General features: G+C 71.9%; 12 protein-coding genes. 6 read left to right on the top strand and 6 right to left on the bottom strand.

What is annotated here, in order from left to right; translation table 11 throughout:
• Positions 1–13 precede the first annotated feature (13 nt).
• The gene (locus ABZW14_RS03485) at positions 14–1,996 is read right to left on the bottom strand and encodes a serine/threonine-protein kinase (protein ID WP_355339017.1); all 1,983 of its coding nucleotides are present in this window, start codon (positions 1,994–1,996) and stop codon (positions 14–16) included.
• Positions 1,997–2,087: 91 nt separating this feature from the next.
• On the opposite strand from ABZW14_RS03485, the gene ABZW14_RS03480 reads away from it, so the two are divergent.
• From ABZW14_RS03480 to ABZW14_RS03460, 5 genes are all read left to right on the top strand, one after another.
• Positions 2,088–2,300, top strand: a complete 213-nt coding sequence (locus ABZW14_RS03480; RefSeq protein ID WP_355339014.1) for an acyl-CoA carboxylase subunit epsilon — start codon at positions 2,088–2,090, stop codon at positions 2,298–2,300.
• A 101-nt stretch (positions 2,301–2,401) separates the two neighbouring features.
• The gene (locus ABZW14_RS03475) at positions 2,402–2,854 is read left to right on the top strand and encodes a hypothetical protein (RefSeq protein WP_355339011.1); all 453 of its coding nucleotides are present in this window, start codon (positions 2,402–2,404) and stop codon (positions 2,852–2,854) included.
• 1,444 nt (positions 2,855–4,298) lie between these two features.
• Positions 4,299–5,363, top strand: coding sequence for a S8 family serine peptidase (locus tag ABZW14_RS03470; protein WP_355339008.1), 1,065 nt, complete (start codon positions 4,299–4,301; stop codon positions 5,361–5,363).
• Positions 5,364–5,373: 10 nt separating this feature from the next.
• Entirely contained in the window at positions 5,374–6,024 is a 651-nt protein-coding gene (locus ABZW14_RS03465) for a Maf family protein (protein ID WP_355339005.1), read from the top strand.
• Between the two features lie 9 nt (positions 6,025–6,033).
• Positions 6,034–6,687, top strand: a complete 654-nt coding sequence (locus ABZW14_RS03460; protein WP_355339002.1) for an O-methyltransferase — start codon at positions 6,034–6,036, stop codon at positions 6,685–6,687.
• Between the two features lie 94 nt (positions 6,688–6,781).
• Here the strand turns inward: ABZW14_RS03460 and ABZW14_RS03455 are convergent, their stop codons facing one another.
• The 4 genes from ABZW14_RS03455 to ABZW14_RS03440 all read right to left on the bottom strand — a co-directional run bounded on the left by ABZW14_RS03455 (position 6,782) and on the right by ABZW14_RS03440 (position 10,564).
• Positions 6,782–8,047 carry an MFS transporter gene (locus tag ABZW14_RS03455; RefSeq protein WP_355338999.1) on the bottom strand — a complete coding sequence of 422 codons (1,266 nt, stop codon included), beginning with the start codon at positions 8,045–8,047 and terminating at the stop codon, positions 6,782–6,784.
• A 63-nt stretch (positions 8,048–8,110) separates the two neighbouring features.
• Complete coding sequence (locus ABZW14_RS03450; RefSeq protein WP_355338996.1) at positions 8,111–8,866, bottom strand: ABC transporter permease; 756 nt, start codon at positions 8,864–8,866, stop codon at positions 8,111–8,113.
• 17 nt (positions 8,867–8,883) lie between these two features.
• Complete coding sequence (locus ABZW14_RS03445; protein WP_355338993.1) at positions 8,884–9,843, bottom strand: ATP-binding cassette domain-containing protein; 960 nt, start codon at positions 9,841–9,843, stop codon at positions 8,884–8,886.
• A gap of 121 nt (positions 9,844–9,964) precedes the next feature.
• On the bottom strand, positions 9,965–10,564 hold the full coding sequence (locus ABZW14_RS03440) for a PadR family transcriptional regulator (protein ID WP_355339420.1): 600 nt from the start codon (positions 10,562–10,564) through the stop codon (positions 9,965–9,967).
• 131 nt (positions 10,565–10,695) lie between these two features.
• Here ABZW14_RS03440 and ABZW14_RS03435 point away from each other — a divergent pair, with 131 nt between their 5' ends.
• Positions 10,696–12,447 (top strand): biotin carboxylase N-terminal domain-containing protein, encoded by a 1,752-nt coding sequence (locus ABZW14_RS03435; protein WP_355338990.1) that lies wholly within the window; start codon positions 10,696–10,698, stop codon positions 12,445–12,447.
• A 25-nt stretch (positions 12,448–12,472) separates the two neighbouring features.
• Here the strand turns inward: ABZW14_RS03435 and ABZW14_RS03430 are convergent, their stop codons facing one another.
• Positions 12,473–13,363: a LysR family transcriptional regulator ArgP gene (locus ABZW14_RS03430; RefSeq protein WP_355338987.1), complete on the bottom strand. Its 891-nt coding sequence runs from the start codon at positions 13,361–13,363 to the stop codon at positions 12,473–12,475.
• Between the last annotated feature and the right edge of the window lie 17 nt (positions 13,364–13,380).

Genomic DNA, 13,380 nt, shown 5'->3' with positions numbered 1-13,380 from the left:
GGAATTCCCTGGGTCAGTTCACCCGATCGGGCTTGAAGCCCTTGGTGATGATCTCCCAGTTGGCCAGGTTGGCGTCCCAGGCGCTCGCCGGGACCTCCCAGCGCAGGGCGAAGCCCCGGTTGCTGGCGGTGGCCACACCCCGGTTGCGCACGTGGAAGCGGGTGCCGCCGTTCCGCGTCTCCAGCCAGTCCCAGTCGGCGCAGGTGCGGAAGTAGCCGTCGCAGCGGGTGATCCCGACCAGCTTGTAGTTGTCGACGTAGTTCCGGCGGCTCGACTCCTGCGCCTGCCAGTCGGCGTAGGCATCCTTCTTCGGCGAGTCGGTCCACTGGATGAACAGCACCCGGCGCGCCCCGCCGTTCTCATACAGCACGACGTTGTCGGACCGGACCCGAGCCTGCCAGCCGTTGGGAATCGGTACCTGGAAGCCGTTCGAGCCCTTGTAATAGTGCCAGCCGGCGGGCAAGGTGTCGGCCGATGCCGAGGGAGTCACCGACGCCGACGGGGTCGGGCTGGCTGCGGCGCTGGTCGGCGCGGCCGAGGAAGGCCCGGCGCTGGTCGCCGGCGGGGGCGGGGCCGGCGCGGCCGAGGTGGCCGTGGCCTGCCCGCCCTTGTCCGCGTCGTCACCGCTGTTCAGCAGCGGCACGGCCACCGCGAGGCCGACCAGCAGCACCAGCACCAGCGCGCCGATCAGCAGGTTGCGCCTGTTGCGCTCCGGCTTCGTACCCGGGATCACCGCCGCGCGGCCGGTCGACGGCGCCGGGCTGACCGGCTCGGCCAACACGGACGTCGGGTTCTTCGGCGGAGCCGGCGGCTCCACCACGGGCTCGCCGTCCAGCCGGGTCTCGTCGAGCGCCGGATCGGGACCGTCCACCCGGGTCTCGTCGACGGCCGGCGCGGCGTCGAGCCTCGTGGTCGGCTCGGCGACCGGCGGAGCCACCTTGGCGGTGGGCGCGGCGTCGGGCCCGGCCGGCACCTTCGCGGTGGCGGCGGCCGCCGTCGCACCAGCGACGGCGGCCGCGGACGCGGCCCCGTCGGACCTGCCCGGCGCCGGGCTCACCGGCCGCTCGGCCTGGCCGTCCGCCGGGCGCGGGGCCGGCACCAGCGGGGGACGCGGACCGCGGGGACCGTTCGGCCCCGGCCGGCGTACGCCGTCCAGCAGTGAGATGCCCTTGGCCCGCCGCCCCGCGGCCTTGCGGAGCATGCGCTCCGCGACCTCGGCGGTGATCCGGTCCTCCGGGTCCTTGCGCAGCAGGCCCTGGAGCACCGGCTTCAGGGGCCCGGCGTTCTTCGGCGGCGGCAGCGGCTCGGTGGCGAGCGCGGCCAGGGTGGCGATCGCCGACGGCCGCGCGTAGGGCGACTTGCCTTCCACGGCGGCGTAGAGCGTGGCGCCCAGCGACCAGAGGTCGGCCTCCGGCCCGGCGGTGCCGTCCTTCGCCCGCTCCGGCGCGATGTACGCGGGCGAGCCGAGCACCATGCCGGTGCGCGTCACGTTGGGGTCGCCCGGGATGGTGGCCAGGCCGAAGTCGGTGAGCACCACCCGCCCGTCATTGCCGAGCAGCACGTTGCCGGGCTTCACGTCGCGGTGCATGATGCCGGCCTTGTGCGCGGCCTTCAGCGCGCCCAGCACGCCCAGGCCGATCTCGACGGCCTTCGCCGGGGAGACCGGGCCGTCCTCGGCGATGGTGTCCTGCAACGACTTCGACGGCACGTATTCCATGACGATCCATGGATCGCCGTCGGTGCGCAGCACGTCGAAGATGCGGACCACGTTGATGTTGTTGAGCCGGGCGATGGCCCGGGCCTCCCGCAGCGAGCGTTCCCGCATCTCGCGGCGCTCCTCCGGAGTGAGGCTGGGCGGCGGGACGAGTTCCTTGATCGCCACGTCGCGGTGCAGCACCTCGTCGCGCGCCTTCCACACCCGACCCATGCCGCCCTGGCCGAGCGGCGAGATGAGCCGGTACCGGTCGGCGACGAGTTGGGGAAGCGCGTCAGACATCCCGGAAACCGTACCCGGGAGCACGGACGGCTACACCGGCGGCACGCCACTGTGCGGTGAAGGTCAAGTTCTGGACGCGTACCCTGTCGGCATGTCTGCCGAAGAGCCGCTGTTCCGGGTCGTCCGCGGCGTGCCCACCGCCGAGGAACTGGCCGCCCTGGTCGGCGCGATCGTGGTGCGGACCCGGCCGGCCGCGGCCACCGCGCCGGCCGCCGTGTCGCAGTGGGCGCGCAGCGCCCGTCCGGCGGGCGCGGCGCCCGTCGCCGGCCCCGGCGCGTGGCGCGCCTCCGGCCTCCCCCGCTGACCCTTCCCCGGGTACGCGCCCGCGCATCGGGACTGCCGGGATCCGCGCGGAGCCATTAACCTCACTCAGGGAAACCGTGCGGTGACGGGCAGGGAGGGTCGATGATCCCGGAGGACAACCAGCCGGCCGGCTGGCTGCGTGACTACGGCGGCATCGAGGCCGACATCCGACGGATGCGGGAGTTCGCCGACCGGCTCCAGGACGAGGTCGCCCGCAACTACGCCCCCCACCTGTCCTACATCGCCGACGACATGCGGGCCCCGATCCCCAACCCGGCCGACGCGTTCGTCGAGCTGGTCCAGTTCCTCCAGGCCCACCACGAGACCCAGAAGGCCACGGTCACGATGGTCTGGGACCTGGCCCCCGCCACCGGCCGGCTGGCCGGCGCCGCCGGGCACATCGCGGCGGCCTACGGCGACTCCGACGCCTTCTCCTCGGCCCGGGTCGGCGACGTCGAACGGGCGTTGGCCGCACCGTCGGTGGCGACCGCCCGGCCGGTGCCGCCGCTGACCGATCCCACCGCAGCCGATCCGGGACAGGTGGTCCTGCCGTGATCGAACGGGGCAGCGGACGCACCTCCGGGCTCACCGACTGGCGCCTCATGGACGTGCTCAGCATGTGGGCGTGCCTCCAGGACCAGGACACCACCGGCCAGTGGAAGCAGGTCGCCGGCTGGCGCAAGGTCTGCGACCTGGCCCTGGCCCACGTGAGCCGGCTGCGCGAATACCGGCGCGGGCTCGCCGAGGCGTGGCCACCGGAGACCAACGCCGCCGCCCGGGCGTACCTCGGCGAACTCGACCAGCTCATCGACCAGGTGCAACGCACCCACGACGCCGCCGCCGCGAACTACGACGCGCTCGCCGCCGCCACCCGCGCCATCGGCAGCACCCGCGCTGAGCTCGAACCGCTCTTCGACGAGTACGCGGAGAAGATGCGGCAGAAGCAGGCGTACGAGACGGTGCTCGCCGACCCGAAGGCGGTGGCGGGAAGCCGGCTGCCGGAGAAGCCGCCGGTGACGGACGCGGACCTCGAAGAGCTGAACGTGCGGGCACGAGGGTTGATGACGGGATTGAGCGGCGAACTCCAACAAGCCCAAGTCATGCTCCAACGCCCGCCAGCAGTCCGCCGCCCCGGTATTGAAACCAATGATCCCGACGTCTACGGCGGTGCCCAGTTGCCCGCCATCCCGCCAGTTGTGCCAGTGCCCGTGGCCTCACGAGCCCCACGGCCTCTTACTTCAGACTCGCCAACCAAGCGAGCCGCTACTTCGCCACCCGCTCCCGGAGTCGGCCCAATTCTCGGCAGCGCTCCCTCCGTAGTAGCCCCTGCCGCCGTAAACAGCCCGCCGAACGTCACGGCGCCTCTAGCGCCCACGCCACCCTCCGGCGGTGCGATCGGTCAGGCGCCGGTCGCACCTTTGAATCCGGGAAGAGCAAGCCCCCCAATCGATGAGCGGCTCGGCCCGGTCCAGAGGATTACTGGCGAGGGCCGTCGTCCATCGCCTCTGGCCCGCCCTATGCAACCAGGCGGGTTGATTGGTAACACGCCGGGAATGGGTTTAGGTCAGCCGGGTTCCAAGGCCAGCCCGCCTCGTCGCGTCAATCCGGTGGGTGGCGTTATAGGAGGAGGCGGCGCAGGCACTGCCCCAGGCGGGGCGGCCGGATCGCGTCCAGGAGGTGGCAGGGGCCAGTCGAGCGGCGTCCACGCCGTACCGCCATTCGGAGGTTCCCCAACTGCAGGGGGATCCCTGAATGCAGGCAATGCCGTTGGTCCAAGCCGCAACGTTGGGCCAAGGCGAGAAGACGAACTACGCCCATGGGACCCGGACAACCCTTGGAAAACGATTGAAGGTGTCAGCCCTGTAGTACTCCCGCCAGACGATCCGGGGCCGACCGACCCAGGGCCAACCATTGGCCTGGACCGGTGAGAACTGGACTCGCTCGAACAATCGGCGCTTTCGCAGCTTCCCTCGCTCTTGTACAGCCAACGCCCGCTGCCGTGGCCACTCGGGGAACCGGGGACAACTCAGAGCGGGTCCGCCATGACCAATGGCATCTGAATTATCTCCAAGTAAGCGAGGCACATACAATCACTCGGGGCGCAGGCGTCGTCGTAGCCGTCCCAGATACGGGCGTTGACTCCCACCCCGATCTGACCGGGAACCTCCTTACAGGAACGAACGTCATGCCTGGCAAGGACGGCGATGGCCGCCGAGACACCAACAGTCACGGAACAGCAATGGCGGGATTAATTGCAGCGCACGGAACAACCGGGGATGTCGGGGCCCTTGGCATCGCCCCGGAGGCGAAAATCCTCCCCATCATCTCATCGGCGGCCGATAATCGGGGCGAGGCCGACGATTTGGCCGCCGCCGTCGAATACGCCACTTCGCACCACGCTGAAGTAATTAGCATCTCCAGCTCAGGCACGGCTAGCGTTCGACTAATTCGAGCAATAAAGGTCGCGTTGGCTGCAGATATCGTCGTCGTCGCAGGCGTGGGCAACCGACCCGAAGCAATTTCGGTCGGCTACCCAGCGTCAGAAGACGGCGTCGTCGCCGTCGCAGGAATCGACCGCACCGGAGAGCACGCCGCAATCTCGGTGACCGGACCTGAGGTTGATGTGGCCGCGCCAGCGGTAGACATCTACAGCACCAGCTACGGGGGCAAGTACTCGAAGGGAACCGGCACCTCCGGCGCGACCGCGATCGTGGCTGGTGCTGCTGCCTTGATCCGCTCGAAGTATCCCAACCTCCCCGCCCAGGAGGTCGCACATCGCCTGACCGCCACCGCGATCGACAAGGGCCCGCCCGGCCGCGACGACGAGTACGGCTACGGGGTCATCGACCTGGTCGCCGCCCTCACCGCCGACGTCCCTCCACTCGGCTTCCAAACCCCCTCGGTCACCGCACCCGCCTCGACGGCGGCCCGCGACAGCAGCAACGACAACCCCACCGCACGCGGCTTGGCGACGCTGGGCGTACTGCTGGCAGCCGGCGGCGGTTACCTGTACTGGCGCCGGCGTCGACGTGGCGGCGACCCGCCGCCGCGGATCAGCCGGTAGCGTCGGTCGGGTGTCTACTCCGCTCCGCCTCGTGCTCGCCTCGCAGAGTCCCGCCCGCCGCAAGCTGCTCCAAGCCGCCGGGATCGAACCCGACGTGCTGGTCAGCGGCGTCGACGAGTCGCAGGTGGTCAGCGACCGCGCCGAGGATCTGTGCCTGGAACTGGCCCGGTTGAAGGCGCAGGCCGTGCTGGGCCGGCTGCGTCCCGACCCGGACGAGCGGACGCTCGTGCTCGGCTGCGACTCGGTGCTGGCGTTCGACGGGGAGATTCTCGGCAAGCCCGCGGACGCGGCGGACGCCACCCGGCGCTGGCAGCGGATGCGCGGGCGCAGCGGGGTGCTGCACACCGGTCACTGCCTGCTCGACGTGGTGCACGAATCCCGGGCGGAGGCGGTCGCCTCAACCACTGTGCACTTCGCCGACATCAGCGACGCGGAGATCGCCGCGTACGTGGCGACGGGTGAGCCGCTGGCCGTTGCCGGGGCGTTCACCATCGACGGGTTGGGCGGGGCGTTCCTGACCGGCATCGAGGGCGACCCGGGGACGGTGGTGGGGCTCTCCCTGCCGCTGCTGCGCAATCTTCTCGCCGAGTTGGGGCTGAACATCACCGACCTGTGGACGAAGGTCGCGCCCGGGGGCCAGGAGATCGAACATCTCGGCTAACGTCCGATCATGAGCACGAAGCCGTTGCCGCTGACCCCGGAACTGCACGCGTACCTGGTGGCGCACGGGTCCGCCCCGGATGAGATCGTCCGTGAGCTGGCCGAGGAGACCCGGGCCGCCCTTCCCGCCCAGGCGGACATGCAGGTCGCGCCCGAGCAGGCCGCGTTCCTCACCTTCCTGACCCGGCTGCTCGGTGTCCGGCAGGCCGTGGAGGTGGGCACGTTCACCGGGCTCTCCTCGCTCGCCATCGCGCGGGGCCTCGCCGAGGGCGGCCGCCTGACCTGCTTCGACATCTCCGAGGAGTACACCGGGGTGGCCCGGCGGTACTGGACCCGGGCCGGCGTGCAGGACCGCATCGAGCTGCGTATCGGTCCGGCCGCGGACACGCTCCGCGAGTTGCCGCGCGAGCGCTACCTGGACTTCGCCTTCATCGACGCCGACAAGGTCGGCTACCCGGTCTACTGGGACGAGCTGGTGCCCCGGATGCGTCCGGGCGCGGTGATCGCGGTGGACAACACGCTGCGCGGCGGGCGGGTGCTCGCCCCGCAGAACGCCGACGACCGCGCGATCGCCGCCTTCAACGACGAGATCCTCGCCGACGTCCGCGTCGAGGCCGTCATGCTCCCCATCGCCGACGGCGTGACCCTGGCCCGGGTGCGCTGAAGACTGCGCCGAGGTGGGGTGCCGGACACCGCGACCACGAGTCTGGAGTCGAGCCGGTGAGCGGCTGCGGATCGAGCGTGCCGGCGGGAGTCGATCAGGCGGCGGCGGAGACCGGGGTGCGGTCCTCGGTGTGGGCCGGCGCGCGCAGGGCCCGCCCGAGCCGCACGGTGAGCAGCATGGCTGCGGCGATGAAGCCGGGCAGGAGCAGGAAGGCCAGGTGCGGGCCGACGCCGTCGGCCACCCAGCCGAGCGCGACGGGCGCGATGCCGAAACCCACCCCCATCGAGTACGACGCCCAGCCGGCCGCCTTGTCCGCGGCCGGCCCGGCGGCGGCGAGGGCGATGGCGATCGCCAGGGGGTAGTGCAGGGCGTTGCCCAGGCCCAGCACGACCAGGCCGGTCACGGCCAGCCAGCCCACGGGAGCCGACCAGAACAGCGCGAACCCGGCCAGGGAGACGGTCAGCGCGGCGAGCAGCAGCGGCACCGGCCGCCAGCGCAGCGCGAGCCGGCCGCCGGCCAGCCGGCCGGCGAACATGCCGCAGACGATCGCCGCGACGGCCGCCGACGCCCCGCCGGCGCTGAGTCCGGCGTGGGTGCGGAGCACGTCGGCGGTCCAGAGCGACAGGCAGACCTCGATCGAGCCGGTGACCGACATGAGCACCCAGGCGATCCAGTACGCCCGGGGCAACCGCCCCGACACGGCGCGCTGTCCGAGATCGTGGACAGTTTCCGTTCGGGGCGAACGGTAAGTGTCCAAGATCGGGGAGGAGCCGGCGGGCGGGGAGGTGGTCGGGGCCTGAGGGGTGCGTACCCGGAAGGTCACGGCGGCGAGGGCGACCAGGGTGATCAGCCCGACCTCGACGGCCATCACCGGTCGCCAGCCGAGGCCGGCGTCCACGGTCGCGCCGATGACCAGCGGCGCGAGGATGCCCATGCCGGCGCAGGCCGCGTTGGCCTCGCTCAGTGCGGCGGGGGCGCCACGCCCGTGGTGGGCGGTGAGCACCACGTTGACCCCGCTGATCAGCATCATGCCGAAGGTGGCGATCACCGCGACGGCGGCGATGGTGGCGGGCAGCGGGTGGAGCAGGCCGAGCGCGGTGACGCCGGCGGCCACGCCGGCGAGGCCGAGCCAGATGGCCGGGCCGCGGCCGAGGCGGCGGGCGGCCGGTGCGAAGAGGGCGCCGCCGGCCAGCGCGCCGACCGCGATGCCGGTGCTGTGCAGGCCGGCGACAGCGGCGCTGGTGCCCTGTTCGTCGCGGAGCAGCGGCACGACGGGACCGAACCCGTAGAGGAAGAAGCCCCACAACCCCAGCTGGGCGTAGGTCAGCCAGGTCGTCCGGTCACGGGTGAGGCGGGGCACTGGCCTCACGCTACTTGCGTACGGCCGGCACCCCGCCCCTGATGAGAGGCAACTCTCGTCGGATCAGCGGACGCTGCGGGCGAACTGCCGGGCGGCCCAGACCACTCCGGCGACGGCGAGCACCGCGACGATCGTGAGGCCCTGCCAGACCTTGTCGTTGCTCAGATCACCGGCGAACAGCGCCCGCACGCCGTCGACCGACCAGGAGAACGGGTTCCACTTGGCGACGCCCTGGAGCCAGCCGGGGGCGAAGGTCAGCGGCAGCAGGATGCCGGAGAGCAGCAGCACCGGCTGGGCCACGGTGTTCATGAGCGGGGCCAGCGCGTCCTCGCTCTTGACCTTGAGCGCGACGCCGTAGGAGACGGCCGAGGTCATGAGCGCGATGAGGGCGAGCATCAGGTAGGCCAGCAGCAGGTAGCCGATGAAGACGCGCAGGTCGAACAGCAGCGCCAGCAGGGTGATGATGACCGCCTGCGCGATCAGCGAGACCACGTCGCGCAGGGAGCGGCCGAGCAGCAGGGCGAGGCGGCTGACCGGGGTGACCCGGGACCGCTCGATGACCCCGGCACGCAGCTCGGCGATCAGGCCGAAGCCCTGGAACAGGCCGCCGAAGATGGCCAGCAGCACCAGCAGGCCGGGCACGAAGATCTTGTACGCGGCGGCCTGGGTCGGCGCGTTCAGCGCGGGCTTGAGCAGCGGGGCGAAGAGGAGCAGGTACATCACCGGCTGGAAGACGCCGACGAAGACCCACACAGGGTTGCGCAGCAGCAGCTGGATCTGGCGCTGGAAGATCAGCCAGGTGTCGCGGGCGAGTTTCATGACAGTGCTCCCGATGCTCAGGACTCGCGCAGCGAGCGGCCGGTCTTGGTGAGGAAGACGTCGTCGAGGCTGGGGCGGTGCAGCTCGATCGAGCGCAGCTCCAGCCCGGCGTGGTCGAGGCGGCGCAGCACCTGCGGGATGGCGGTCGCGCCCTCGTCGACGTAGAGGCGCAGGCCGCCCTCGTCGACGGTCTCCAGCTTGCTGACGTACGTCTCGGTGTCGAGCAGTTCGGCGGCGCGCGGGGTGGTGGCCGCGTCGAGGCCGACCAGCACCACCTCGCCGGAGATCTCACGCTTCAGCTCGGCCGGGGTGCCCTCCGCGACCACCTCGCCGTGATCCATGATCGCGATCCGGTCGCAGAGCGCGTCGGCCTCGTCGAGGTAGTGCGTGGTGATGAAGACGGTCATGCCCTCGCTGCGCAGCCGGCGGATCTCGTCCCACATGTGCGCCCGGCTCTGCGGGTCGAGGCCGGTGGTCGGCTCGTCCAGGAAGACGATCTTCGGCTCGTGGATGATGCCGAGCGCGATCTCGACCCGCCGGCGCTGGCCGCCGGAGTAGGTCTTGCACTTGCGGTCGGCGTACTCGCTGAGCTGGAAGGCGTCCAGGGCGCGGGTGGCGCGGCGGTGCGCCTCGGCCTTGCCGATGCCGTAGAGCCGGGCCTGGAGCACCAGCTCCTCGCGGGCGGTGGACTCGTCCCAGGTGCTGCCGCCCTGGGCCACGTAGCCGATGCGCCGGCGCACCTCGGCCGGGTCCTTGCGCAGGTCGGCCCCGGCGATGGTGGCCTCGCCGCCGTCGGGCTCGATGAGGGTGGCGAGCATCCGCAGGGTGGTGGTCTTGCCGGCGCCGTTGGGGCCGAGGAAGCCGAAGATCTCCCCCTCGGCCACCTCCAGGTTGACGCCACGGACCGCGTCCACGGTCTTCGTCTCGCGACGCGCGCGGGAGCGGAACGACTTCCGCAGCCCCCTGGTCTCGATCATGTCTGCTCCTGGTCCTCCGGGCCGGACACGGCCGGCCGCCGATGGTCCGCGAGGAGGACACACGGCTTCCCCACGGCTCGCGCAGAGACTAACGCGATATAACTCTTGTGGTCAACGTTGATTATTCCGCGTTGGGAGCGCCGTCCGGCCAGCCCGACCACCCCTCGGCCTGCTCCAGCCCAGCAGGCAGGTACGACACTCCCGACTCGATCCGCTCGGCGATCCGCTCGCACCAGCCCATCTCCGCCTCCGCCCGGGCCAGCCAGAGTTCGAACATCCAGCCGACGTGCACCGGCTTGCGGTTGCGAACCCAGTCCGAGTCCAACGAGGCGCGCATCGACTCGACGCCGGCGCGGATCAGGTTCGCCCGGTTGCGCAGCGCGGCCGCCGCCTCCTCGCGCGGCATGGCCGGCAGGAACGAGAAGGCCGCCACGAACGGGTCCGGCGGCTCGTGGAGCTGCCACCACTGGGCCCGCAGCAGGGTCTCGAACTCCTCGTCGCCCTTCGCCGTCACCTCGTAGGTGGTGCGGGCGGGACGGGCGCCGACCTGCTCGACGGAGACCGTCCGGAGCAGCCCCTCGTCGGTGAGCTTGCGCAGGGCGTGGTAGATCGAACCGGGCTGCACGTTGGCCCACTTGTCCGCGCTCCAGCTCAGCAGCTCACGGCGCACGTCGTAGCCGTGCACCGGCTGCATCCACCGCACCAGGCCCAGAATCATCATCCGTGTTGCCGACACCGGACAAGCGTAATAGCCAAATTTGACTACAGTGCGGCATCCCACACTGAGCGATCGTTAGGGCCGAATCCCCGGCCGATACACTCCCGGCAACGACCTCGGGAGGAGCCACCAAGGTGCGCAAGGTACTCATCGCCAACCGCGGCGAGATCGCCGTCCGCGTCATCCGCGCCTGCCGCGACGCCGGCCTGGCGAGCGTCGCCGTCTACGCGGACTCCGACCGGGACGCCCTGCACGCCACCCTCGCCGACGAGGCGTACGCCCTGGGCGGCGACACCGCGGCCGACAGCTACCTGCGGATCGACAAGCTGATCGACGTGGCCGCCAAGGCCGGCGCCGACGCGGTGCACCCCGGCTACGGCTTCCTCTCCGAGAACGCTGACTTCGCCCAGGCCGTCATCGACGCCGGGCTGACCTGGATCGGCCCGACCCCGCAGGCGATCCGCGACCTCGGCGACAAGGTGACCGCCCGGCACATCGCCCAGCGGGCCGGCGCGCCGCTGGTCCCCGGCACCCCGGACCCGGTCGGCAACGCCGACGAGGTGATGGCCTTCGCCGTCGACCACGGCCTGCCGGTCGCCATCAAGGCGGCCTTCGGCGGCGGCGGGCGCGGCCTCAAGGTGGCCCGCACCATGGAGGAGATCCCGCACCTGTTCGAGTCGGCCACCCGCGAGGCGGTCGCCGCGTTCGGCCGGGGCGAGTGCTTCGTCGAGCGCTACCTGGACCAGCCCCGCCACGTCGAGGCGCAGGTGCTGGCCGACCAGCACGGCAACGTCATCGTGGTGGGCACCCGCGACTGCTCGCTCCAGCGCCGGCACCAGAAGCTGGTCGAGGAGGCCCCGGCGCCGTTCCTCACCGACGCGCAGCGCCGGCAGATCCACGACAGCGCCAAGGCCATCTGCCGGGAGGCCGGCTACCACGGCGCCGGCACGGTGGAATACCTGGTCGGTGCCGACGGCACCATCTCCTTCCTGGAGGTCAACACCCGGCTCCAGGTGGAGCACCCGGTGACCGAGGAGACCGCCGGAATCGACCTGGTCCGCGAGCAGTTCCGCATCGCCGACGGTGAGAAGCTGCGGTTCACCGAGGACCCGACCCCGCGCGGCCACTCGATCGAGTTCCGGATCAACGGCGAGGACCCGGGCCGCAACTTCCTGCCCGCCCCGGGCACCATCACGGCGCTGCGGCTGCCCACCGGCCCCGGCGTGCGGGTGGACACCGGCATCTCGGCCGGCGACGTGATCGGCGGCAACTTCGACTCGCTGCTGGCCAAGGTGATCATCAGCGGCGAGACGCGTACCGAGGCCCTGGAGCGGGCCCGCCGCGCGCTGGACGAGATGGTCGTCGAGGGCATGGCCACCGCACTGCCCTTCCACCGCCTGGTGGTGCGCGACGAGGCGTTCACCGCCGAGCCGTTCACCGTGCACACACGGTGGATCGAGACCGGGTGGAACAACACGGTCCCGGCGTTCACCGCCCCCGCCGGCGCCGTCGAGGGCCCGGCCGAGCGCGAGACCGTCGTGGTCGAGGTGGGTGGCAAGCGGCTGGAGGTCACCCTCCCCGCCGGCCTCGGCGCGGGTACGGCGGCCGCCGCGCCCACCGCGAAGAAGCCGGCCCGCCGGGGTGGCGGCGCCAAGGCCGGCGCGGCGGCCAGCGGCGACGCGCTCACCTCGCCGATGCAGGGCACCATCGTCAAGATCGCCGTGGCGGACGGGGACACCGTGGCCGAGGGCGACCTGGTGGTGGTCCTGGAGGCCATGAAGATGGAGCAGCCCCTGCACGCCCACAAGGCGGGCACGGTCAGCGGCCTGGCCGCCGAGGTCGGCGCGGTGATCACCGCCGGCGCCGCCATCTGCACCATCTCCTGAGCAGGTCCGCCGCCGCCCGCAGCCCTCAGTGCAGGGTTTCGCCGGCCGTGGCGTGGACCGCCGCCGTCAGGGCGGCCAGCACCGTCGAGTCCAGGCGCCAGTGCTGCCAGTACAGCGGAACGTCGACGTGGCGCGCCGGATCCAGGTCGACGCAGGTGCCGGCGGCCAGGTCGGGCACGGCGAGCTGCTCGGGGATGAGCGCCCAGCCGAGCCCCCGCCGGACCGCCTCGCTGAACGCGGGCACCGACGGCAGGTAGTGCGCCGGTGGGTCGAGGTCCCGGCCGGTCACGGCCCGGATGAAGCGGTGCTGCACCCGGTCCTTGCGGTCGAAGACGAGCACGGGCGCGGCGGCGAGCGCCGCGGCGGTCAGCCCGTCGGCGAACCAGCGGCCGGCCAGCGCCGGGGTGGCCAGCGCCCGGTAGCGCATCGCGCCGAGCCGGCGTACGCGGCAGCCCTGCACCGCCTCGCGCTGGGCGGTCACCGCCGCCATCACCGAGCCGTCGCGCAGCAGCTCGGCGCTGTGGTCCTGGTCGTCCTGCCGAACGTCGAAAAAGAGCGCCTGCTCCGCCGGCAGCCGGGCCAGCGCGTCGACGAACCAGGTCGCGAGGGAGTCCGCGTTGACGGCCACGGCCACCCGGGTGCCGGTGCCCGACAGCGGCCCCCGGGCCTCGGCGAGCGCCTCGCCCTCCAGCAGGACGAGCTGGCTGGCCAGCCGGAGCAGCGGCCGTCCCGCCTCGGTGACCCGGCACGGGCGGCTCCGGCGGACGAGGACCTGCCCGACCGCACCCTCCAGCGACTTGATCCGCTGGCTGACCGCCGACTGGGTGACGTGGAGCAGCCGGGCCGCCCCCTCGAAGCTGCCCTCGCCGATCACCGCGGCGAGCGTTCGGAGCTGGGTGGAGTCGACGCCGTCCATCAGCTGAGCTTATGTAA

Origin of the sequence: Micromonospora sp. NPDC004551 (genome assembly GCF_040609975.1) — a bacterium.
GTDB lineage: Bacteria > Actinomycetota > Actinomycetes > Mycobacteriales > Micromonosporaceae > Micromonospora.
Note: the sequence above shows the minus strand (reverse complement) of the source record. Positions and strands in the feature narration are given on the sequence as shown.

Bases quoted from the DNA above. Each gene is read 5' to 3' on its own strand.
- ABZW14_RS03485 (WP_355339017.1), bottom strand. From the start codon at position 1,996: ATGTCTGACGCGCTTCCCCAACTCGTCGCCGACCGGTACCGGCTCATC.
- ABZW14_RS03480 (WP_355339014.1), top strand. From the start codon at position 2,088: ATGTCTGCCGAAGAGCCGCTGTTCCGGGTCGTCCGCGGCGTGCCCACC.
- ABZW14_RS03475 (WP_355339011.1), top strand. From the start codon at position 2,402: ATGATCCCGGAGGACAACCAGCCGGCCGGCTGGCTGCGTGACTACGGC.
- ABZW14_RS03460 (WP_355339002.1), top strand. From the start codon at position 6,034: ATGAGCACGAAGCCGTTGCCGCTGACCCCGGAACTGCACGCGTACCTG.
- ABZW14_RS03450 (WP_355338996.1), bottom strand. From the start codon at position 8,866: ATGAAACTCGCCCGCGACACCTGGCTGATCTTCCAGCGCCAGATCCAG.
- ABZW14_RS03445 (WP_355338993.1), bottom strand. From the start codon at position 9,843: ATGATCGAGACCAGGGGGCTGCGGAAGTCGTTCCGCTCCCGCGCGCGT.
- ABZW14_RS03440 (WP_355339420.1), bottom strand. From the start codon at position 10,564: ATGATGATTCTGGGCCTGGTGCGGTGGATGCAGCCGGTGCACGGCTAC.
- ABZW14_RS03430 (WP_355338987.1), bottom strand. From the start codon at position 13,363: ATGGACGGCGTCGACTCCACCCAGCTCCGAACGCTCGCCGCGGTGATC.